Origin of the sequence: Castellaniella denitrificans (assembly GCF_042653765.1) — a bacterium.
Classification (GTDB): Bacteria; Pseudomonadota; Gammaproteobacteria; order Burkholderiales; family Burkholderiaceae_B; genus Castellaniella; species Castellaniella denitrificans.
Genome location: NZ_JBHSEZ010000016.1, coordinates 1 through 22092, shown reverse-complemented (window position 1 = coordinate 22092; position 22092 = coordinate 1). Strand labels below are relative to the sequence as shown.

The following is a 22092-nucleotide window of genomic DNA, read 5'->3' as shown; positions in this document are numbered from 1 at the left end:
GCGCACCATGACGACGGATCAATCTTCCGGTCAGCAGGATTTCGTGGAACCTTCCATGGACCTGATCCAGCGCATCGCGCAGCTCACCCGCACCCTGCGCGTGAGCATGCGCGAGCTGGGCCTGGACCAGGCCATCAAGGACGCCGCCCACGCCATCCCCGACGCGCGCGACCGGCTGCACTACGTGGCCCAGATGACCGAGCAGGCCGCCAACCGGGTGCTCAACGCGGCCGAGCAGATCCAGCCCTGGCAGGAATCGATGCAGCGCGACGCCAAGGCCCTGGATGCCCGCTGGCAGGACTGGTTCGACCATCCGGTCGAGCTGGACCAGGCGCGCGAGCTGGTGGACGACACCCGGGCCTTCCTGAAGGACGTCCCCGAGAAGACGCAGTCTTCGCAGAACAACGTGATGGAAATCATCATGGCCCAGGACTTTCAGGACCTGACCGGCCAGGTGATCATGAAGATGCTGGGCGTGATCGGCGCCATCGAGACCGAACTGGTCCAGGTGCTGATCGACAACGTGCCCCAGGAAAAGCGCGAGGAGACCAAGACGCTGCTCAACGGTCCGGTGGTCAATGCCGCGGGCAAGAGCGACGTGGTCACCAACCAGGACCAGGTCGACGACCTGCTGGCGAGTCTCGGATTCTGATTGGGGGTTTTCCCTGGACTGTGTGACAGCGGGATGATATGTAAGTCCCGCGTAAGGTCTGAAACCCAATATGAACCGAACCGGGCGGGGAGGCGGTGATCCGGGGGTTCGTGGCCGATGTCGGCCTCTTCTTCACAAGGAGGCAGCATGTCCAATATGCGCGGAAGATACCTGGGGCTGGGCCGCCTGATGCGGCAGTTGCGCCGCGGCCGGGCCACCCTGAACGACCGGGCCTGGACCCTCAGTCCCCTGGCCCTGCCGGTCGGGCGCTTCCTGGGGGCCTTGCGCGAACGCTTCGTCGTCATGCGCCAGTCCAGCATCCGCATCGCCATCAACGCCGCCCGCCTGCAGGCGCACACCCAGGCCTGCGAGACCATGGCCGACGAGCAGGCCCGCGAGGCCGAAAGCCTGTCCGCCCAGGGCACCCAGATCGCCAGCCTGTCGCAGCAGACCAACGACACCGTGGCGGGCGCCGCCGGCGTGTTCCGCCAGCAGCTCGGGAACCTGCGCTCCACCCAGGAGCAACTGGCCGACCTGCACCGGCGGGTGGCCCGGGTCACGACCCAGATGCAGTCCTTCGCCGAAGTGATCGCCCAGCTCAGCCATCGGGCGCGCTCGGTCGAGGACACTAGCCGCCTGATCAAGGACATCGCCCTCCAGACCCATCTGCTGGCCCTGAACGCGGGTGTCGAAGCCGCCCGCGCCGGCGAGGCCGGGCGGGGCTTCGCCGTGGTCGCCAGCGAGGTCGGCAAGCTGGCCGAGCGCGTCAACGCGGCCACCGGCGACATCGTCCAGCACACCGGGGAAATCCTCGGCCTGGTGTCCGACACCGAGCGGCAGAGCCAGTCCATCCATGCCGACATGCGCGCGTCCGACCGCCTCGTGGACGATTTCGCCGGGCAGTTCGACGGCCTGGTGCGCGAGCTGGGCAGCATCGGCGCCCAGCTCGACGGCGTGGCCGACCACGTCGCCCAGGTCAACCAGACCAACCAGGACATGAGCCGGTCCATCGGCCGCATCGCCGATCACAGCGCCATCCTGCGCCAGCGCATGCAGTCCATGCGCGAGCAGGTGCACGGCGTGCGCACCCAGACGGAAAGCCTGCAGGAAATGCTGGCGGCCTGGCGCACCGGCGCCACGCCCTTCGACGACCTGGCGGCCCGCCTCGGCCAGTTGCGCGACCGCTGCGCCGGGCTGCTGCGCCAGGCCCGCGCCGACGGCCTGGACGTCTTCGACAAGGCCTACCGCCAGATTCCGGGCAGCCAGCCGCCGCGCTACCACGTGGCCTACGACCAGGCCATCGACCAGTCCCTGCAGGGCATCCTGGACGCGGTGCTGGACCAGGTGCCGCACGGCTATTACGCGATCCTGGTGGACACGAACGGCTATGCGCCGACGCACAACCGCCGCTATTCCCGCCCGCCCACCGGAGACGTGGCGCACGACACGCTGCACGTGCGCGACAAGCGCCTGTTCGACGACCAGATCAGCCAGGGCGCGATCGGCAACCGGGGCGGGGTGCTGTGCCAGACCTACATGCGCGACACGGGGGAAATCATCACCGACGTCTCCGTGCCCCTGGACCTGGACGGCGTGCGCTGGGGCGCCGTGCGCATCGGTCTGGACTACCTGCAGTTCGAGCAGGCCGCGGCGCCCGCCGCCGCGCCGGCCGCCACGCCCCGGCTTGCAAGCCCTTGAATTGCCGCGCCTAATGCGCTTTTATCCGTGCTTCGCCCCGACGGCCTGGACACTACAATCCAGGCTGTCTGCATTGTCGTCGGCTGAGCATGGCCCAGGATAGCGATCTCGAAAAAACAGAACCAGCGACTCCCCGGCGCCTTGAAAAGGCGCGCGAGGAGGGGCAGGTCGCGCGCTCGCGCGAGCTGGGCACCTTCCTGGCCCTGATCTGCGGCATCGGCGCCCTGTGGTTCGGGGGCGATTCGATCTTCCGCACGCTGCGCGGCATCCTGCTCAACGGCCTGTGGTTCGACACCCGCATCACGCGCGATCCCCACGTCATGCTCAGCGTGGCGGGCGAATCCGCCTGGCACGGCCTGCTGATCGTGTTGCCGTTCATGGCGCTGCTGCTGGCGGTCGGCATCTTTTCCTCGGTGGCGCTGGGGGGCTTCCTGCTTTCTCCCAAGGCCCTGGAACCCAAGTTCGAGCGACTTAATCCGCTGTCCGGGATCAAGCGCCTGTTCGCCGTGCAGACCCTGGTCGAACTGATCAAGACGCTGGCCAAGGCGGGACTGGTCGGCTTCGTCGGCGTCAAGGTCATCTGGTCCTACCGGGACGACATGCTCGGGCTGTCCCACATGGCGCCCACCGAGGCCCTGGCGCGCGGCCTGGACCTGGCCGCCCTGTGCTGCCTGCTGATCGCCTCGTCGCTGATCATCATCGTGCTGATCGACGTGCCCTGGCAGCTCTGGAACCACGCCAAGCAGTTGCGCATGTCCAAGGACGACGTCAAGCAGGAGCACAAGGACAGCGACGGCGATCCCCACGTCAAGGGCCGCATCCGCCAGCAGCAGCGCACCATGGCGCGGCGGCGCATGATGAGCGCCGTGCCCGAGGCCGACGTGGTCGTCACCAACCCGACCCATTACGCCGTGGCGCTGCGCTACCGCGAAGGGCAGGGCGGGGCGCCCGTGGTCGTGGCCAAGGGCACCCGCCTGATCGCCGCGCAGATCCGCGAACTGGCCAGCCAGCATGGCATCGCCCTGCTGGAAGCCCCGCCGCTGGCGCGCGCCCTGTACCATCACGTCGAGATCGACCGGGAAATCCCCGCCGCCCTGTACGCCGCCGTGGCCGAGGTCCTGGCCTGGGTCTACCAGCTGCGCAGCTGGCGGCACGGCTCGGGTACACTGCCGCAGGCGCCGCAGGACCTGCGCGTGCCGCCTGAACTCGATCCGCAACACGGCCCCGACCCGGTCTCCGCCCCCGCCTCATGAACAGCTTCCTGGATTTTCTCAAGACCCACGGCTCCGGGCATGCCCGGCTGATGGCCGGGCCCGTGCTGATCCTCATGGTCCTGGCCATGATGATCCTGCCGCTGCCGCCCTTCATCCTGGACCTGCTGTTCTCCTTCAACATTTCCCTGTCGGTGATGATCCTGCTGGTGGCCATGTTCACCCGCAAGCCGCTGGATTTCGCCGCCTTCCCCTCGGTGCTGCTGTTCGCCACGCTGCTGCGCCTGTCCCTGAACGTCGCCTCCACCCGGGTGGTGCTGCTCAACGGCCACAAGGGTCCGGCCGCCGCCGGCCAGGTCATCGAGGCCTTCGGCCACTTCCTGGTGGGCGGCAATTTCGCCGTCGGCATCGTGGTGTTCATCATCCTGGTGATCATCAACTTCACCGTCATCACCAAGGGCGCGGGCCGCATCGCCGAAGTCGGCGCGCGTTTCACCCTGGACGCCATGCCCGGCAAGCAGATGGCCATCGACGCCGACCTGAACGCCGGCCTGATCGGCGAGGACGAGGCCCGCCGCCGCCGCGCCGAGGTTTCCCAGGAGGCCGAGTTCTACGGCGCCATGGACGGCGCCAGCAAGTTCGTGCGCGGGGACGCCGTGGCCGGCCTGCTGATCATGGTGATCAACATCATCGGCGGCCTGATCGTCGGCATGGCCCAGCACGGCCTGTCGGCCTCCCAGGCGGGCACCGTCTACACCCTGCTGACCATCGGCGACGGCCTGGTGGCGCAGATTCCGGCGCTGGTGATCTCCACCGCGGCCGGCGTGGTGGTCTCGCGCGTGGCCGACGACCGGGACGTCGGCCAGCAGATGATCGGGCAGCTGTTCTCCAATCCCAACGTGATGTTCATCACCGCCGGGATCCTGACGCTGATGGGCCTGATCCCCAACATGCCGCACGTGGCCTTCCTGCTGCTGGCGGCCATCCTCGGCGGGGGCGGCTGGCTGCTGCTCCAGCACCAGCAGCGCGATCTCCAGGCGGCGGCCGCCGATCCGGGCCAGGAACAGGCGGCCGCCGTGGCCGCCGCCGCCGAGGCCAGCTGGGACGACGTGGCGCCCGTGGATCCCCTCGGGCTGGAAGTCGGCTACCGCCTGATTTCCCTGGTGGACCACCAGCAGAACGGCGAACTGCTGCACCGCATCCGCAGCCTGCGCAAGAAGTTCGCCCAGGAAATGGGCTTCCTGCCGCCGGTCGTGCACATCCGCGACAACCTGGAAATCAAGCCCACGGACTACCGCATCCTGCTGTTCGGCGTGGAGATCGGCCGCGGCGTGGCCCAGACCGGGCAATGGCTGGCCATCGATCCGGGCGGGGTGACGGGCACCGTCCAGGGCACGCCGACCAAGGACCCGGCCTTCGGCCTGCCCGCGTTCTGGATCGATCCGGCCCTGCGCGAACAGGCCCAGATCGCCGGCTATACCGTGGTCGACACCGCCACGGTGGTGGCCACCCACCTGAACCACCTGATGCACCGCTACGGCTCGCGCCTGCTGGGCCGCCAGGAAACCCAGCAGCTGCTCGACCACATCGCCCGCGACGTGCCCAAGCTGGTCGAGGACCTAGTGCCCAAGACCATCACCCTGCCGCAACTGCAGAACCTGCTGCGCAGCCTGCTCGACGAGGATGTCCCCATCCGCGACATGCGCAGCATCCTCGAAACCATCACCGAACACGCGCCGCGCCTGGCCGCCCTCAACCCCGCCGGCACCGGTCCGAACCTGGACGAACTGCTGGCCCAGGTCCGCGTGGCGCTGGGGCGGGCCATCGTCCAGCACTGGTTCGCGGGCGAGACGGAACTGCGCGTCATCGGCCTGGACGCCCGCCTGGAGCGCGTGCTGATGCAGGCCCTGGGCAGCAGCGGCGCCCTCGAACCCGGGCTGGCGGAAAACCTGCTGAGCGACGTCGAGCGCATCGTCCAGGGCCAGGAAGACCGGGGCGACGCCCCTGTGCTGGTCGTGCCGCCGGTGCTGCGGGCTTCGCTGTCGCGCTTCCTGCGCCACCACCTGCCGCACATGGCGGTGCTCTCCAGCGCCGAGATCCCTGAGGAGCGTATCATTCGGGTCACTGCGGTCGTCGGCGGGAGTCCTGCGTGAACATCAGTCGTTTCTTCGGTGCCACGAATCGCGAGGCCATGCGCCAGGTGCGCCTCGCGCTGGGGCCCGATGCCTTGATCATTTCCAACAAGCGGGTCAACGGCGGGGTGGAAATCCTCGCCACCGACCAGACCTCCCTGCCGGATGGCGGGGCGGCCGCCGCGCCCGCCCGGCCGGCGGCGCCGCCAGCCGGGCCCCGGTCCGCCGCGCCCCAGCCGCCCATGTCCCATCATGCCCCTGCGGGGCATCCGTCCGTCGCGCCGGGCGCGGACCTCATGGGCGCCATCGGCGAACTCAAGGGTTCCCTGGAAACCCGCATCGACGAGCTGCTGTGGGGCAGCCAGCTGCGCCGTTCCCCCCAGGCGGTCACGCTGTTCCAGAACCTGCTGCGCTTCGGTTTCAGCACCGCCCTGCTGCGGGCCATGCTCAAGCGCATGCCCGAACAGGCCGCCACCCGGGCCGCGTTCCAGTGGGCGCGCAATGAACTGGTCCGCCACTTGCCGGTGCTGGAGTCCGAGGACGCCCTCTGGCGGCCCGGCCTGGCGCTGGCCCTGGTCGGCCCCACCGGGGTGGGGAAGACCACCACGGTGGCCAAGCTCGCCGCCCGCTGCGTGCGCCGCGGCGGTCCGGGCAGCCTGGTGCTGCTGACGACCGACACCTACCGGATCGGCGCCCACGAGCAGCTCAAGATCTATGGCCAGATGCTGCGCGTCCCGGTGCACGTCGTGCAGGACGTCCACGAGATGCGCCGCATCATGCAGACCGTGCGTCCGGACCAGACCCTGCTGATCGACAATGTCGGCATCAGCCAGCGCGACCGCTACATCCATGAGCAGGCCGCCCTGCTGGCGGGCGCCGGGCGCACCGTCGAACGCCTGCTGGTGCTCAACGCCGTCAGCCATGGCGACACCCTGGACGAGGTCGCCCGGTCCTATGCCGGCGACGGCGGCACGCCCCTGCGCGGCTGCATCGTGTCGAAGATCGACGAGGCCTCGCGCCTGGGCGCCGCGCTGGACACGGCGATCCGCTACCAGTTGCCCATCCATTACGTGTCCAATGGACAGAAGGTTCCGGAGAACCTGCTGTTCCTGTCGGCCGCCGAACTGGTGGACCGGGCGCTGGCGCCGGCCCAGGCCAACCGCACCCTGTACGCGCCTTCCGAGGCCGACCTGGCGGCGCTGCTTTCCATGACGCAGCCGGCCGACAACCCCGGCGCCGCCGCCGAGCGCCGCCGCCAGCAAGTCCTGCTGCCGCAGCTGCTGACCGGCTCGGCGCGCGGGGATGCGCTGGACATGGACCAGCTGCGGGCCGCCGTGGCCCTGCAGGACGAGGATCCCGTGCTGTCCGAGGCCTACGACCTGTGGCGCAGCCGCGCGGCGGGCGACCTGCCGCCGGCCGCCGAGGCCATCGAACATCTGCGCCGGGTCGCCCATGGCGGCCTGGACGAAACCCAGCCGGCCCTGGTCGTGCACGCGCGCCAGTCCCTGGACTGGCAGGGCCGGCGCGGCGCCTGGTCGGGGGCCGCCTGGTTCGACGGCCAGGGGCGGCCGCTGGCCGCGGCCACCCAGCAGATCGGCCTGGCGGACGGCTGGCATACGCCCCAGGGGGCCTGGTTCTTGCCGCCGGGCCGCCCCCAGGCGAAAAACGCCTCCCCGGGCGGGATCCAGTCGCCCTCGGCGGCCGATGCGCTGTTGGCGCAGATCGAAGCCGAGACCGAGGACGCGCCCGCCGCGGTCCTGCACGTGTTCGACGGCGGCAGCCAGACCCTACTGCGCGCCCTGAGCGCGCGCGACCGCCGCTGGCTGGCCGCCTGCAGCCCCCGCGCCCGGGTCTTCCTGGACGACGAGCCCGGCGTCCTGTCGGCCGCCGCCCAGTCGCTGATGTATCAGCCGCTGGATGCGCAGGCGTTCTGGCCCCTGCTGTCGGCGGCCGGCCTGGAGGATGCCCGGCCGGCCTGGTGGGCGGCCACGGGCCAGGCCGAACTGCGCGCGCGGGGCGAACCCGCGCTGCCGGTGCGGATCTTCAGCCTGCGGGCGGTGGATCCCCGGGACGGGCGGCTGCTGAAGGTCTGGCATGCCGTGGCCGGCATGGCGGTGGATCCCGATCCCGTCCGGATCGCCCGCGCCCTGATCCTGCGACAGGAATGCCATGCGGCCTGGCGGCAGGCCGCGTCGCTGCTGGCCGATACCGGGCGTGAGCCCCTGGTCGACCGGGCGGTGTTCGCGGCGCAGATGGGGCTGGCGGCCTGGCGCCTGGCCCAGGATCCGGCCCTGGCGCCCGCGGCCCGCGTCGCGGCCCGCATGCTGGGCGCCGACCGGCTCTCGCCGCGCTACGCCCATGCCGGGCTGCTCAAGCTGTACGCGCTGAAAGAGCTTTTGGCGAACTAGCGTCGGGGCAAACGCCCGCGCGCGTCGTACAGATCCTGGTTGATCAGGGAATGCAGGGTGTCCAGCGCCCGCTGGTTGTGTTCCATGTAGGTGCGCAGGATCTGGCCGTTGTCCTGGTTCAGCCGGCCGGCGCGGCCTGCGCGCTCGAACAGCGCGTCGAAGATCGCGCGCAGTTCGGGGTAGACGGCGCAGACCGCGTCGATGCCGGCGGCATCGTCGCTCTGGTCCAGTTCGTTCAGGATGCGCGCGCGGTCCTGATCCAGTTGCGCCAAGCGTTGCGCGTAGTCGTTCTTGCGCTGGGTCAGTTCGGCCAGCGCAAGATTCGTGGGGTTGTCCAGCAAGGCGGCGGATTCGGCTTCCAGCGCCTGGATGAATTCATCCAACAGGTCCGACTGGGCCTGCACGCACTGCAACAGCTTGTCGCCCGGATTCATTTCAGTAGGTCACGCACGCTGGCCAGCAGGCCGTCGGCGATCTTGCCGGGGTCGATCTTCAGTTCGCCGGAGGCCAGCGCGTCGCGGATCCGCTGGACGCGGGCGGCCTGTACGTCGGCGTCGCTGTCGTTCAGGGCGGCCAGATGACGGGCCGCCGGGCTGAGGTCGACCGCCGTGCGGCCGCTGGCGGCCGTGCCGGACGCGGCATGGGAGGCCGTGTCGCCGCGCGTTCCCCCGGCCACCCCGTTCAGCAGGGGGTTGGACGAAGTGGAATTGATCTTCAAGACTCGTCTCCGGGTTGGGTGGGAAGGATCATTGGTGCATCCCTCGTAACGGCGGCCCGGGCGGATTCTTTAGGCACGCCCGGAATGTTTACATCATAACCTGGACCGTGTGGGCGTCGATCACCGTGCCGGTGATGATCTGCCCTCCGCGGGTGCGGACCTGGATCCGGGCGCCGGGGCCGCCGGATTCCAGGGCCTGGCCCTCGCTGGTGGCGACGAAGCCGACGCCGCGCGCGACGGTGCGGACCTGCTGGCCGCGCTCGATGGCGTTCGGGTCGCGCAGGGCGCCGGATTCGATCGCGCCTCCGGCGCGGATGCGGCGCGTGGCGATCCAGCCGACGATGTGGGCCGGGTCGCCGATCAGCCGGCGGTTGCGCAGCAGGTCGCCTTCCCGGGTGTCCAGGTCGTCCAGGCTCAGGACCTCGTCGCGCCGGATCAGGCGGTTGGCGACGAAATAGGTGCCCAGGATCTGGACGCTGGCCTGGACGTAGATCGTCCAGGGCTGCGGCGCCAGGCAGCGCACTCCGACGGGCGTGCGCGGCTGCAGGCCCGATCCGGACAGGAAGGCCTCCATCCGCTCGCAGGCCGGCTGGTTCACGATGCGGGGAGGCTCGACGCTGATGACGGCGCGGCCCGGCCAGGAGGCCGCCCGGTCCTTCAGCAGGGCCTCGGCCTGGGCGACGACGGCGGCCGGATCCTGCAGGGCGGGACGGACAGGCTGGGCGCGCGCCGGCCCCGGCAGGACGGCGGCCAGCAGCAGGGACGGCAGGAGTCGGAATGCGCGCATGGCCTCATTGTAGTGTCTTGTCCGGATGCCCGGACCCGCGGGGCGGGGCGCCGCGGGCCGCCGGCGGCCGGAAGCCATCGGGGCCGCCGGGCCGCATCGGCCGAATAGGGCTTCAATCCCCGCTTTGTTTTGGCGTTTATCCCCCCGATGGGGACCGTACTATGGTGGCGTGCGAGAAAGCCGCGAATGGTCGGGGGATCATTTGGTGCACGGTGGCGGCGCACACTGCCCATCCGTTTCAGTGTAAAGCCATGATCGATCGAATCGGGAAGGACTTCGAGTTCTACCAGAAAGCCCTGGCCCTGCGCCAGCAGCGGCAGGAAATCCTGGCGTCCAATATCGCCAATGCCGACACGCCCAACTACAAGGCGCGCGACATCGACTTCAACGCCACCCTGCGCGAAGCCATGGGCGAGGGCGGCCTGCCGCGCCTGCCGGACACGTCCCTGACGCTGACCTCGGCGCGCCACATCCCGGCCAGCGCCCACACCAGCGGACCCGCCCAGGAACTCTACCGCGTGCCGTCCCAGCCCAGCCTCGACGGCAACACGGTCGAAATGGACGCCGAACGCACCCAGTTCGCGGACAACACCATGCGCTACCAGACCGATCTGCAGGTCCTGAACGGGCGCATCAAGTCCCTGCTGGCCGCGATCCAGCAATAACCGGCCGCGCCACGGAAACCGCCATGTCCACTTTCAGCATCTTCCAGATCGCCGGTTCCGCGCTGTCGGCCCAGTCCCAGCGCATGAACGTGTCGGCCAGCAACATCGCCAACGCCGACAGCGCCGTCGGCCCCGACGGCCAGCCCTACAAGGCCCGCCAGGTCGTGTTCCAGATGACGCCCTCGGCCCGTTCCGAGGCCGTCGGCGGCGTGCGGGTCGCCTCGGTCCTCGAAAGCAACGCGCCCCCGCGCATCCAGTACGATCCCGGCAACCCCCTGGCGGACGCCAAGGGCTACGTCACCCTGCCCAATGTCGACGTCGTCGCCGAGACCGTCAACATGATTTCCGCCTCGCGGTCCTACCAGGCCAACGTGGAAGTGATCAACACGGCCAAGTCGCTGATGGCCAAGACCCTCACACTGGGTCAATAAGGAGTCCCGCCATGACCACCGTCAACGACGTCTACGGCTCGAACGCCGCCTCCGCGCTGGCCAATGCCCAGACCAGCAACCTGATGGGCGACACCCAGGACCGCTTCCTGACCCTGCTGGTCACGCAACTGCAGAACCAGGATCCCCTGAACCCCATGGACAACGCCGAGGTCACCTCGCAGATCGCGCAGCTGTCCATGGTCAACGGCATCCAGGGACTGAACAACACCCTGCTGGCCCTGTCGGGCCAGATGGACATGTCCCAGTCCCTGCAGGCCGCCGGCCTGATCGGCAAGGACATCCTGTACCCGGGCGAAAAGATCTCCCTGGGCACCGATCCCGACACGGGCGCCAAGGCCGCCACGCCCTTCGGCATCGACCTGATGTCCGGCGCGGCCAAGACCAAGGTCTCGATCCTGGATTCCTCCGGCAAGGTCGTGCGAGACATCGAGCTCGACGCCAAGGACGCCGGCATCTATCCGATGACGTGGGACGGCCTGGACTCCGCCGGCGCGCCCGTGCCGGACGGCGCCTACACCGTCCAGGTGGCGGCTTCCGACGCCGACGGCCAGCCGGTCTCCGCCGAGGCGCTCACCTCGGGCCACATCAACAGCATCGCCTACACCTCGGAAGGCCTGAAGCTGAACCTGGCCCTGGGGCAGAAGATTTCCCTGCTGGATATCCGGCAGGTCATGTAATTGCGCGGCGGGCGCCGATCGCGCCGCCGTTTCCACGAATCAACGCACCACGCACTGAAAGAGGTCAACCATGGGTTTCGGACAAGGTCTCAGCGGATTGAACGCCGCCTCGCAAAACCTGGACGTCATCGGCAACAACATCGCCAACTCCGGCACCGTGGGGTTCAAGTCGGGCACGGCCACCTTCGCCGACGTCTACGCCAGCTCGCGCGTGGGCCTGGGCGTGCAGGTCGCTTCGATCAACCAGCGCTTCACCACCGGGATCGTGTCCACCTCGGGCAACCAGTTCGACATGGCCATCGACGGGGCCAAGGGCCTGTTCGTGGTGACCCAGCCCAACGGCGCCACGCTCTACACCCGCAACGGCCAGTTCCTGGCCGACAAGGACCACAAGATCGTCAACGCCCAGGGCCAGCAGCTCATGGGCTACGCCCCGGGCGGGACCAACCTGATCGGCATGACCGTCCCGATCGGCAACATCGCGCCGCAGGCGACCAGCACGATCACCAACAAGGTCAATCTGGATGCCGATGCGGATGTGATCGATGGTACGGCCAACCCGTTCGATCCGACGCAAGATAGTAGCTTTTCCAAGATGGTCCCTTTGACGGTGTATGACTCATTGGGGAACTCACATGAAGTTCAACAGTACTATGCCAAGCGGGATGTGACCGTTGGTCCTCCGGATGTCAATAACTGGGACGTTTACGTGCTGGTCGACGGAGTCGTGGTGGATGGCGCCGGGGCTCCCGCAACGGCTCCTTATACCCCCTTGCATAGTCTGGAGTTTGATACGGCTGGCCGTTTGGATCCTGCAACGGCCAGCTATACCTTGAATTTTCAAGTCCCGGCCTCGGGGGGGGCTGCTGCTGCGGATCTGGCCATTGACGTCAGTTATGCCAATTCCACCCAGTTCGGCGGCAGCTATTCCCAGGACTTCGTCCAGAACGGCTACGCCACCGGCGAATATGCCAGCATGTCCATCGGTTCCGACGGTTCGCTGATCGCCAACTACACCAACGGTGCCAAGCAGACCATGGGCACGATCGCCCTGGCCGACTTCGCCAACCTGCAGGGCCTGCAGCCCGTGGGCGGCAACGCCTGGGCGGAAACCGCCAATTCCGGCCAGCCCATCGTGGGCACGCCGGGCAGCAACGGCCTGGCCACCCTCAAGGGCCAGGCGGTGGAAGAGTCCAACGTGGACATGTCCCAGGAACTGGTCAACATGATCATCGCCCAGCGCACCTACCAGGCCAACGCCCAGACGATCAAGACGCAGGACCAGATCCTGCAGACCCTGATCACCATGCGCTAAGCGGACAGCCCGGCATGGATCGCATCCTCTACACCGCCTCCAACGGCGCGGCCCGCATCCTGGAGCAGCAGACGGTCATCGCCAACAACATGGCCAACGTCTCCACGACCGGGTTCCGCGAGCAGATGGCGATCTACCGGTCCGTGCCGGTGGTGCCCCAGGCGGGCGAGCTGCCCACCCGGGTCAGCACCGTGGCGTCCACCCCGGGCAGCCACTTCCGCCAGGGCATCATGGCCGAGACTGGCCACGCCCTGGACGCGGCCATCGCCGGCGACGGCTGGTTCGCCGTGCGGACCCCGCAGGGCGAAGCCTATACCCGCGCGGGCGAATTCGCCGTCAACGAGCAGAACCAACTGGTCACGCACACCGGCCTGCCGGTGCTGTCGGCCGACGGCGGCCCCATCGAGATCCCCGAACGCGGCAGCGTGACCTTCGCCACGGACGGCCAGATCAGCGCCCTGGGCGCGGGCGACAACCCGCGCGACATCCAGTTGCTGGCGCAGTTGAAACTGGTCAATCCGCCCAAGGACCAACTGGTGCGCGGCGACGACGGCCTGTTCCGCCTGGCGGGCGGCCAGCCCGCGCAGCCCGATGAGACCGTCAAGATCGCGCCGGGCTTCGTCGAGAAAAGCAACGTCAACCCGGCCGCCATGATGGTGTCCATGATTTCCAACGCCCGCCAGTTCGAACTGCAGATGCAGGTCATCAAGAACGCCAGCACCAACGAAGAGCGCGGCAATTCGATTCTTTCGGCGGCGGGCTGAGCCCGGCGCCCCTTTGAACAGGCACGACTGACATGATACGTTCCCTGTGGATCGCCAAGACCGGTCTGGAAACCCAGCAGACCAGCATGGACGTGATTTCCAACAACCTGGCCAACGTCAACACCACGGGCTTCAAGCGCAGCCGCGCCGTGTTCGAGGACCTGATGTACCAGACTCTGCGCCAGCCCGGCGCCAGCGTCGGCGCGGCCAACCAGCTGCCCTCGGGCCTGCAGATCGGCACCGGCGCGCGCACCGTGGCCACCGAGCGCATCCACACCCAGGGGAACCTGAAGGAAACCGGCAACACGCTCGACGTCGCCATCCAGGGCAACGGCTTCCTGCAGGTGGAAATGCCCGATGGTTCCTTCGCCTACACGCGCGACGGCAGCATCCAGCGCGACCAGAACGGCATGCTGGTGACGGCGGGCGGCTATCCCATCCAGCCGGGCATCAACATTCCCGACAACGCGCTCACCATCACGATCGCGCGCGACGGCACGGTGTCCGTGACCCAGCCGGGCGCCACCGGCACCAACGTCGAGGTCGGCCAGCTCCAGCTGGCGACCTTCATCAATCCGACCGGCCTGCAGAGCATGGGCGAGAACCTGTACGCGGAGACCGACGCCTCGGGACCGGCCAACCTGCTGCAGCCCGGCCTGGACGGCGCGGGCGTCCTGCTGCAGAACTACGTGGAAACGTCCAACGTCAACGTGGCCGAAGAACTGGTAAACATGATCACCACCCAGCGCGCCTTCGAGATGAACAGCAAGGCGGTGCAGACGTCCGATCAGATGCTCGCCCGTCTGACCCAGTTGTAATCGGGATGTCCATGAAGGGATCGAGTCGTTTGGCGTGGGCGGCGGCGCTCGCGCTGGTGCTGTCGGGGTGCGCGCTGGTGCCGCCCGAACCGGTCGTCACGGGGCCGCTGACCGCGCCGCCCCCGCCGCCGGCTCCGCCGGCCGCGGAAGCCAACGGATCCATCTACCAGCCCACCGCCTATGGCAACTATCCCCTGTTCGAGGACCGGCGGCCGCGCAACGTGGGCGACATCGTCACGATCGTGATCCAGGAAAAGACCAACGCCGCCAAGAACGTCAACACCACCACCGATCGCAGCGGCACCGCGTCCATGGGCATCGGCCTGGCCCCGGCGATCCTGCCCACCGACCTGGGGGCGAAGCAGAATTTCGATGCCACCGGCGGCAATCAGTCCAAGGGTACGGGCTCCAGCAGCGCGACCAACGTCTTCACGGGCACGCTGACGACCACCGTCATCGGCGTGCTGCCCAACGGCAATCTGCAGATCGCCGGGGAAAAGCAGATCGCCATCAACCGCGGCAGCGAATACGTGCGCTTTTCCGGCGTGGTGGACCCGCGCTCGATCACGGGCAGCAACACGGTGTCTTCCACCCAGGTGGCCGACGCCCGCATCGAATACCGCAGCAAGGGCGTGATGGACGAGGTCCAGACCATGGGCTGGCTGCAGCGCTTCTTCCTCAACATCGCCCCGTTCTGACGCCATGGCCGCATCGCTGATCCCGACTTCCTCCCTCGCGCGCCGCCTGGCCGCCGGCGCCCTGGCCCTCTGCTTGGGGGCGCTGCTGCCCCTGGGCGCCGCGCAGGCCGAGCGCATCAAGGACCTGGCATCCTTCACCGGCGTGCGGGAAAACCAGTTGATCGGCTACGGCCTGGTCGTGGGCCTGGACGGCAGCGGCGACCAGGTGCGCCAGACGCCGTTCACGCAGCAGAGCCTGACCAACATGCTGTCCCAACTGGGCGTGACCGTGCCCCAGGGCACCAACATGCAGGTCAAGAACGTCGCCGCCGTCATGGTGACGGCGCGCCTGCCCGCCTTCGCCCAGCCCGGCCAGAGCCTGGACGTGGTGGTGTCGTCGATGGGCAACGCCAAGAGCCTGCGCGGCGGCACGCTGCTGATGACGCCGCTCAAGGGCGCCAACGGCCAGGTCTACGCCCTGGCCCAGGGCAACCTGCTGGTCGGCGGCGCTGGCGCGTCCCAGGGCGGGGCCAGCGTCCAGGTCAACCAGTTGAACGGCGGCATCATCCCGGACGGCGCCATCGTCGAACGCGGCGTGCCCACGACCTACGCCCAGGACGGCGTCGTGCGCCTGGAACTGAACACCAGCGACTTCGGCATCGCCCAGAACGTCGTGGCGGCGCTCAACCGCCGGTTCGGCGGGCAGACGGCGACCGCCGTCAACGGTCGCACCATCGAACTGCGCGCGCCCACCGACCCCAAGGCCCAGCTCGCCTTCCTGTCCCAGGTGGAGAACCTGCAGGTCGGCCTGCCGCCCGCCCGCGCCCGGGTGGTCATCAACGCCCGCACAGGCTCGGTGGTGATGAATCGCACCGTCACCATCGACGAGGCCGCCATCGCCTACGGCAACCTGTCGGTCACCATCAGCCCGCAGCAGCAGGTCAGCCAGCCGACCACGCCTTTCGGCGGCGGCGAGACCGTGGTGACGAACAATACCCAGATCGAGATGCGCAGCGAAGGCGGCGCCATCCAGCGCGTCACCACCAGCGCCAACCTGGCCGACGTGGTGCGGGCGCTGAACGCCCTGGGCGCGACGCCGCAGGACCTGCTGTCCATCCTGCAGAACCTCAAGAGCGCCGGCGCCCTGCGCGCCGACCTGGAAGTGATCTGAGGCCGCCATGGGATTCGTGTCGCATACGCCTCTGCTCAGCGCCGACGCGACGCCTTCGGCGCTGGACTTCAGCAGCCTGAATGCGCTGAAGCAGGGGGTGCGGGCCGGGGGGAACGCCGCGCAGGACCAGCAGCGCGAAGTCGCGCGCCAGTTCGAGGCGATCTTCATCCAGATGATGCTCAAGCAGGTGCGCCAGCAGTCGGCGCAGATGCCGTCCCTGTTCGATTCCCAGGCGACACGCATGGCCCAGAGCATGAGCGACGAACAGGCCGCGCTGGCCATGGCCAACCCCGGCCTGGGACTGGCCGACGCGCTGATGGCGCAGATGCAGGGCGGGGTGCTGAAGCAATCGGCCGATCCCCTGGCCAATCCGCCCGAAGCAGCCCGCTCGCGCCTGCCGGGCCTGCAGTCGCGCATCGGCGAGGGCCGCCGCGAAATGGCCGACTCGATCGACTCCCTGATCGACCGGCTGGCGCGGCGCGGCGCGGGCGACCGGATCGGCGGCGCCATCCAGGGCGCGCCGGAACACATCCGGTCCTTCGTGGACCGCATGGCCGCCGCCGCGGAGCTGGCGTCCAGGCGCAGCGGCGTGCCCGCCAAGCTGATCCTCAGCCAGGCGGCACTGGAATCGGGCTGGGGCGAGCGCGAGATCCTGCGCCCCGATGGCCGCAGCAGCCACAACCTGTTCGGCATCAAGGCCGGGAGCGGCTGGCGCGGCGAAGTGGTCAACGTCATGACCACCGAGTACGACGAGGACGGCGCGGCGCACCGGATGCTGCAGCCGTTCCGCGCCTACGGGTCCTATGCCGAATCCTTCCAGGATTACGCCGAGCTGATCGGCAACAGCGGTCGCTACGGCAAGGTCGCGACCGCGCCGTCGGCCGAGGCCGCCGCCCGCCGCATCCAGGAAGCCGGCTACGCCACCGACCCGGGCTACGCCGACAAGCTGATCTCCATCATGGGGTATTTCAACGCGCGCTGAAGGCATGCCGTTTCCGCGCCTGGCCTAAATTTCCGGGCGGGCATGCCGTTATGATCAGGGAAGAATTCCGGAACGCGCCCATCCGGCGCGTCCGCAACCGATAGGATTGCAGCATATGAATCTGGCGAATCTCGGCAAGGCGGGCCTCCTGGTCGCGCAGAACCGTCTGCAGACGGCCGGGCACAACATCAACAACGCCGCGACCGCCGGCTACAGCCGCCAGACCGTCCTGTCGCAAACCGCGGGGGCCACGCCGACCTCGGGCGGCTGGATCGGCCGGGGTGTGCAGGCCGTCAGCGTGCAGCGTTCCTACGACAACTTTCTGCAGAACCAGCTCACCAGCTCCCTGACGCGCGGCGCCGCCCTGAAGACCTACGGCGACCAGATCAGCCAGGTCAACAACCTGGTGGCCGACCGCACGGTGGGCATTTCCCCGGGCATCCAGAAGTTCTTCGACGCGCTGGACGCGGTGGCCTCGGCCCCCGCCGACATGGCCGCCCGCCAGGAACTCATCGGCCAGGCCAACAGCCTGGCGGGCCAGATCCGCGACGCCAACGCCTTCCTGGACGGCCAGCGCGCCAACGTCAACACCCAGATCGACACCACCGTCACCCAGATCAACAGCTACCTGGACCGCATCCAGGACCTGAACCGCCAGATCACCACCGCCAAGGCCACCAACCCGGACCAGCCGCCCAACGATCTGCTGGACCAGCGTGACCAGCTGGTCAGCGAACTGGGCCAACTGGTGGACGTCAAGGCCTACGAACAGGACGACCGCGTCAGCCTCACCATCGGCAACGGCCAGACCGTGCTGGGCGGGGATTCCGTCTACTACCTGGAAGCCCTGCCGTCCAAGGCCGACCCGTCCCGGCTGGCGGTCAACTACACCACGAAGGATGCGGCGGGCAATACCATTCCCATCGAGATGGACGACAAGCGGATCACCGGCGGCAAGCTGGGCGGCCTGCTCACCTTCCGCTCCGACGCCCTGGACGCCACGCAGAACGACCTGGGCCGTATCGCCCTGGGGATCTCCATCGCCATCAACGACCAGCATGCGAAGGGCTTCGACCTGTCTGGCACGCCGGGCGGCGAGTTCTTCAATGTGGGCACGCCCAAGGTCGTCGGCAACGAAAAGAACAGCGCCACGGCCGGTACGCCGACGGCTTCGTACGTGCCGGGCGAACTGTCCAAGATCACCAACCAGGATTATCGGGTCGAATTCGACGGCACCAATTACAAGGTCACGCGGGTGCCTGAAGGCACGGCGATATCGCCCGCGGTCAACGGCACCAAGCTCAGCTTCGATGGCGTGGAAATCGACACGGCGGGGATGACTCCCACGGCGGGCGACAGCTGGCTGATCCAGCCCACGCGCGACGCGGCGGCCGCCATGACCGTGACGATCACCGATCCGGCCAAGGTCGCGGCGGCGGGATGGGATCCTGACGCTAATGGCGGCGCCGGCGGGCCGGCGGGCACCGCCAACGGCGACAACGCCCTGGCGCTGGCGGCCCTGCGTTCCCAGAAGATCCTGGCCAACGGGTCCATGGGCATGAACGAGGCCTATTCCCAACTGGTCAACACCGTGGCGGTCAAGACCCAGCAGAACACCACCGCGCAGAAGGCCCAGGAAACCCTGATCTCCCAGAATTATTCAGCGCAGCAGGCCGTGTCCGGCGTCAATCTGGACGAGGAATACATCAACCTGCAGCAATACCAGGAACAGTACCGTGCCGCCGCGCGCCTGATCGACACGGCCTCGACGCTGTTCGACACCCTGCTCGCCCTGCGCAGCTAAGCCGCGCCCGTACCAGGAATTCATCATGCGCATCAGCTCCAGCCTCGTTTTCCAGACCGGCCTGAACACCATCAACATGCAGCAGTCCGATCTGATGCACCTGTACCAGCAGATCGGCACGGGCCAGAAGATGGTCACCCCGGCCGACGACCCCCTGGGCGCCTCGCAGGCCATCAACCTGTCGCAGTCCCAGGCCCAGAACGCCCGCTACGCGGACAACCGCGCGGTCGCCAGCCAGAACCTGGGTACGGAGGAAGACGCGCTCAGCAGCCTGACGCTGCTGCTGCAGGACGTGCGCACCCGGCTGGTCGAGGCTTCGAACGGCACGCTGTCGGACGCGGATCGCGCGACCCTGTCCAACGTCCTGAAGAACGCGCGCGATTCCCTGATGGGCATCGCCAACACCACGGACGGCAACGGGCAGTACCTGTTCTCGGGTTCCCAGGGCGGCACGCCAGCCTATGGCTCTGCGGGCAACTACCAGGGCGATGCGCTCCAGCGCAACATCCAGGCCGACCAGACGCGCCAGATCGCCGGCGGCGACGTGGGCTCGGACGTCTTCCAGCGCGCCCAGCCGGGCACGCGCGCGTACGTGTCCTATGCGGATGGGGGCAACGGCGGCACGGCCGTGCTGGGGCAGCCGGCGGTGACGGACAACACGCAGGGCAACGCCTCGGCGAATTACAGTTTCAGCGTCAATTTCACAACCCCGACGACCTATGAGGTCGTCGTGACCGACGTGACGGGCGCAACTACGCCTACTTCGCCCCTCAGCCGCACCTTCACGGCAGGCCAGACCACGCTCGACCTGGGCTATGGCACCACCGTGCAGATTTCCGGCTCACCGGCCAGCGGCGACCAGTTCGACGTCAAGCCCCTGCAGCACGAGGACGTCAACCTGTTCGAAACCTTCGACAGCGTGATCGCGGCCCTGAACACGCCTGCCGGTGGCGACGACCAGGCGACCGCGTCGCTGCGCAACGTCCTGAACACGGCCATGCAGCGCATGGCCACCAGCTACGACAACGTGCTGACGGTGCGCGCCTCCGTGGGCGCGCGCATGAATGAACTGAGCGCCCTGGACAACACCGGCGCCCAGCGCAACCTGGGCTATGCCAGCGCCCTGTCCGGCATCGAGGACCTGGACTACTACGAGGCCACCACCCAGCTCAGCCTGCGCAAGATGGCGCTGGAAGGCGCGGGCCTCGCGTTCCAGACCATCCAGGGCCTGAGCCTGTTCAACCGGAACCAGTGATCCGGCCGCGGGACTCACGGCCCGGCATGCGATACCCCGGGGTTGCCTCGGCAATCCCGGTCCGCTCCATCCTCCCGACCAGGGGGCGGAGCAATCCCGACGAATAGGGCCTACAAGGCCCTATTTTCTTTGGAAGCATCCTGGCGCCGGCATGGCATGCTGGGAGACCGATGAGGTAGAGGCGACATGAAGAAGATTTCCGTGACTTTGTCCCTGCGCGCCCGGCTGACGCTGGTCGTGGCGCTGCTGTCCCTGCTGACGTTCGCGGCCGTGGGCAGCGCCTGGTTCGTCCAGCGGGAAAGCCAGCGCACGGTGGGGCAGCTGTCGGCGATCGGGGTCCAGGCGAACTCCGACGTCAAGAACGCGTACATCTACGCCCAGCAGGCGGCTACCCAGGTCGACGGGGCGCTGGGCATCGCCAACGAGAAGCAGCGTCTCTGGGAACTCGGCCAGGCCGACCAGTTGCTGAAGCGTTCGCGCGACAGCATGCAGTCCCTGCAGGCCTCGGCCGCGCTGACCGGTTCGGACGGGGAATCCCTGCAGCACATGCTGACCGCGTCCTTCAACGATTACTGGACCCAGGTCGGGCAGTTGCGCGATTTCGCGGCCCGGCAGGACGCCAAGGGCTTCGAGGCCGTGAAGCGCGGCCGGCTGCGCAGCGCGGCGCGGGGCATGGACCGGGTGTTCGGCCAGTTCGACAAGTTCATCCAGGACCGCAGCTCGGCCTCGCGCGGTGAACTGGCGCAGCTGTTCCATCGGGCCAACATCGGCATGCTGGCGCTGCTGGCCGTGGCCGTGGTGCTGGCGCTGTTCGCCTACCGGACCCTGATCCGCACCGTGCTGCGGCCCCTGCAGGCCGTGGGACGCCATCTGCAGCGCATCGCGGGCGGCGACCTGCGCGTGTCCATCGTGCCGCGCTCCAACGACGAGATCGGCGCCCTGCTGCGCGGCCTGAAGACGATGCGCGACAGCCTGGAGACCATGATCGCCGGGGTGCGGAGCCGGATGGGGCAGATGGCCGGCGGCGTCCAGCGCATCGCGGCGGGCAACCTGGACCTGAGCAGCCGCACGGACGAGCAGGCGGCGGCCCTGCAGCAGACGGCGGCCAGCATGGAGCAGCTGGCCAGCACGGTCAAGCAGAATGCCGACAACGCTCAGCAGGCCAACCAGCTCGCGCATACCGCGTCCCAGGTGGCTTCGCGCGGCGGCGAGGTGGTGGGGGAAGTCGTCGCCACCATGGAAGGCATTTCGGGCAGTTCGCAGAAGATCGCCGACATCGTGGGGGTGATCGACAGCATCGCCTTCCAGACCAACATCCTGGCCCTGAACGCGGCGGTGGAAGCCGCCCGCGCCGGCGAGCAGGGCCGCGGCTTCGCCGTGGTCGCCGGGGAGGTCCGTGCCTTGGCCCAGCGCTCGGCCAGCGCCGCCAAGGAAATCAAGACGCTGATCGAGGATTCCGTCAGCCGGGTCGGCGCGGGGTCGGCGCAAGTCCAGCGGGCGGGCGAAACCATGCGGGAAATCGTCGAGGCCGTCACCCGCGTGTCGGACATCATGAGCGAGATCACCGCCGCCACCATCGAACAGTCCTCGGGCATCGACCAGATCAATCTGGCGGTCGCCCAGATGGACTCCGTGACCCAGCAGAATGCCCTGCTGGTGCAGCAGGCGGCGGAATCGGCCGGATCGCTGGAGTCCCTCGCCGCCGAGGTCGGCCAGGCGCTGGCGGTGTTCCAGGTGGGCGATGCCGACGACGATCATGGCGCGCCGCCGCTCGCCGCCGCGCCGGCGCTGGCGGTGGAACCGGTCGCGCCCGCCGAACCCGATCCGGCGCCCGCTCCGGCCGCGGCGCCCGTCCGGGCGGCCCGGCGCGATCGTTCCGCGGGCGCCGCGCCGCGCCTGCCCGCCG

At 68.6% G+C, this 22092-nt stretch carries 20 protein-coding genes; 17 read left to right on the top strand and 3 right to left on the bottom strand.

Going from position 1 to position 22092, the window contains the following annotated elements; translation table 11 throughout:
• The first annotated feature begins 7 nt into the window (after positions 1-7).
• From cheZ to flhF, 5 genes are all read left to right on the top strand, one after another.
• Positions 8-652 carry a protein phosphatase CheZ gene (gene cheZ, locus ACFO27_RS11990; RefSeq protein WP_323026048.1) on the top strand — a complete coding sequence of 215 codons (645 nt, stop codon included), beginning with the start codon at positions 8-10 and terminating at the stop codon, positions 650-652.
• Positions 653-799: 147 nt separating this feature from the next.
• Positions 800-2350, top strand: a complete 1551-nt coding sequence (locus ACFO27_RS11985; protein ID WP_376817535.1) for a methyl-accepting chemotaxis protein — start codon at positions 800-802, stop codon at positions 2348-2350.
• A gap of 89 nt (positions 2351-2439) precedes the next feature.
• Positions 2440-3603: a flagellar biosynthesis protein FlhB gene (flhB, locus tag ACFO27_RS11980; RefSeq protein WP_376817534.1), complete on the top strand. Its 1164-nt coding sequence runs from the start codon at positions 2440-2442 to the stop codon at positions 3601-3603.
• The gene (flhA, locus tag ACFO27_RS11975; RefSeq protein ID WP_376817533.1) at positions 3600-5714 is read left to right on the top strand and encodes a flagellar biosynthesis protein FlhA; all 2115 of its coding nucleotides are present in this window, start codon (positions 3600-3602) and stop codon (positions 5712-5714) included. The genes flhB and flhA overlap by 4 nt, the downstream gene beginning before the upstream one ends.
• Positions 5711-8101 (top strand): flagellar biosynthesis protein FlhF, encoded by a 2391-nt coding sequence (flhF, locus tag ACFO27_RS11970; protein WP_376817532.1) that lies wholly within the window; start codon positions 5711-5713, stop codon positions 8099-8101. The genes flhA and flhF overlap by 4 nt, the downstream gene beginning before the upstream one ends.
• Here flhF and ACFO27_RS11965 read toward each other — a convergent pair.
• The 3 genes from ACFO27_RS11965 to flgA all read right to left on the bottom strand — a co-directional run bounded on the left by ACFO27_RS11965 (position 8098) and on the right by flgA (position 9606).
• Positions 8098-8535, bottom strand: coding sequence for a flagella synthesis protein FlgN (locus ACFO27_RS11965; RefSeq protein ID WP_376817531.1), 438 nt, complete (start codon positions 8533-8535; stop codon positions 8098-8100). The genes flhF and ACFO27_RS11965 overlap by 4 nt on opposite strands.
• Positions 8532-8819: a flagellar biosynthesis anti-sigma factor FlgM gene (gene flgM, locus ACFO27_RS11960; RefSeq protein WP_323026042.1), complete on the bottom strand. Its 288-nt coding sequence runs from the start codon at positions 8817-8819 to the stop codon at positions 8532-8534. The genes ACFO27_RS11965 and flgM overlap by 4 nt, the downstream gene beginning before the upstream one ends.
• Before the next feature lie 88 nt (positions 8820-8907).
• Positions 8908-9606 carry a flagellar basal body P-ring formation chaperone FlgA gene (gene flgA, locus ACFO27_RS11955; RefSeq protein ID WP_376817530.1) on the bottom strand — a complete coding sequence of 233 codons (699 nt, stop codon included), beginning with the start codon at positions 9604-9606 and terminating at the stop codon, positions 8908-8910.
• Between the two features lie 251 nt (positions 9607-9857).
• Between flgA and flgB the strand changes: the two genes are divergently transcribed.
• The 12 genes from flgB to ACFO27_RS11895 all read left to right on the top strand — a co-directional run.
• A complete protein-coding gene (gene flgB / locus ACFO27_RS11950) occupies positions 9858-10271 on the top strand; it encodes a flagellar basal body rod protein FlgB (protein ID WP_376817529.1) in 414 nt (137 codons plus the stop codon).
• Between the two features lie 23 nt (positions 10272-10294).
• Positions 10295-10702: a flagellar basal body rod protein FlgC gene (gene flgC / locus ACFO27_RS11945; RefSeq protein WP_323026039.1), complete on the top strand. Its 408-nt coding sequence runs from the start codon at positions 10295-10297 to the stop codon at positions 10700-10702.
• Positions 10703-10713: 11 nt separating this feature from the next.
• On the top strand, positions 10714-11400 hold the full coding sequence (locus ACFO27_RS11940) for a flagellar hook capping FlgD N-terminal domain-containing protein (protein WP_376817528.1): 687 nt from the start codon (positions 10714-10716) through the stop codon (positions 11398-11400).
• A 70-nt stretch (positions 11401-11470) separates the two neighbouring features.
• Positions 11471-12715, top strand: a complete 1245-nt coding sequence (gene flgE, locus ACFO27_RS11935; RefSeq protein WP_376817527.1) for a flagellar hook protein FlgE — start codon at positions 11471-11473, stop codon at positions 12713-12715.
• Between the two features lie 14 nt (positions 12716-12729).
• Positions 12730-13479 (top strand): flagellar basal-body rod protein FlgF, encoded by a 750-nt coding sequence (gene flgF, locus ACFO27_RS11930; RefSeq protein WP_376817526.1) that lies wholly within the window; start codon positions 12730-12732, stop codon positions 13477-13479.
• A gap of 32 nt (positions 13480-13511) precedes the next feature.
• Complete coding sequence (gene flgG / locus ACFO27_RS11925; protein WP_376817525.1) at positions 13512-14297, top strand: flagellar basal-body rod protein FlgG; 786 nt, start codon at positions 13512-13514, stop codon at positions 14295-14297.
• A 5-nt stretch (positions 14298-14302) separates the two neighbouring features.
• A complete protein-coding gene (locus ACFO27_RS11920; protein ID WP_376817524.1) occupies positions 14303-14995 on the top strand; it encodes a flagellar basal body L-ring protein FlgH in 693 nt (230 codons plus the stop codon).
• Positions 14996-14999: 4 nt separating this feature from the next.
• The gene (locus ACFO27_RS11915; RefSeq protein ID WP_376817523.1) at positions 15000-16145 is read left to right on the top strand and encodes a flagellar basal body P-ring protein FlgI; all 1146 of its coding nucleotides are present in this window, start codon (positions 15000-15002) and stop codon (positions 16143-16145) included.
• 7 nt (positions 16146-16152) lie between these two features.
• Positions 16153-17127, top strand: a complete 975-nt coding sequence (gene flgJ, locus ACFO27_RS11910) for a flagellar assembly peptidoglycan hydrolase FlgJ (protein ID WP_376817522.1) — start codon at positions 16153-16155, stop codon at positions 17125-17127.
• Positions 17128-17242: 115 nt separating this feature from the next.
• A complete protein-coding gene (gene flgK / locus ACFO27_RS11905) occupies positions 17243-18931 on the top strand; it encodes a flagellar hook-associated protein FlgK (protein WP_376817521.1) in 1689 nt (562 codons plus the stop codon).
• Positions 18932-18956: 25 nt separating this feature from the next.
• Positions 18957-20186, top strand: a complete 1230-nt coding sequence (gene flgL, locus ACFO27_RS11900) for a flagellar hook-associated protein FlgL (RefSeq protein ID WP_376817520.1) — start codon at positions 18957-18959, stop codon at positions 20184-20186.
• 186 nt (positions 20187-20372) lie between these two features.
• A partial coding sequence (locus tag ACFO27_RS11895) for a methyl-accepting chemotaxis protein (RefSeq protein ID WP_376817519.1) occupies positions 20373-22092 on the top strand: 1720 nt, incomplete at its 3' end.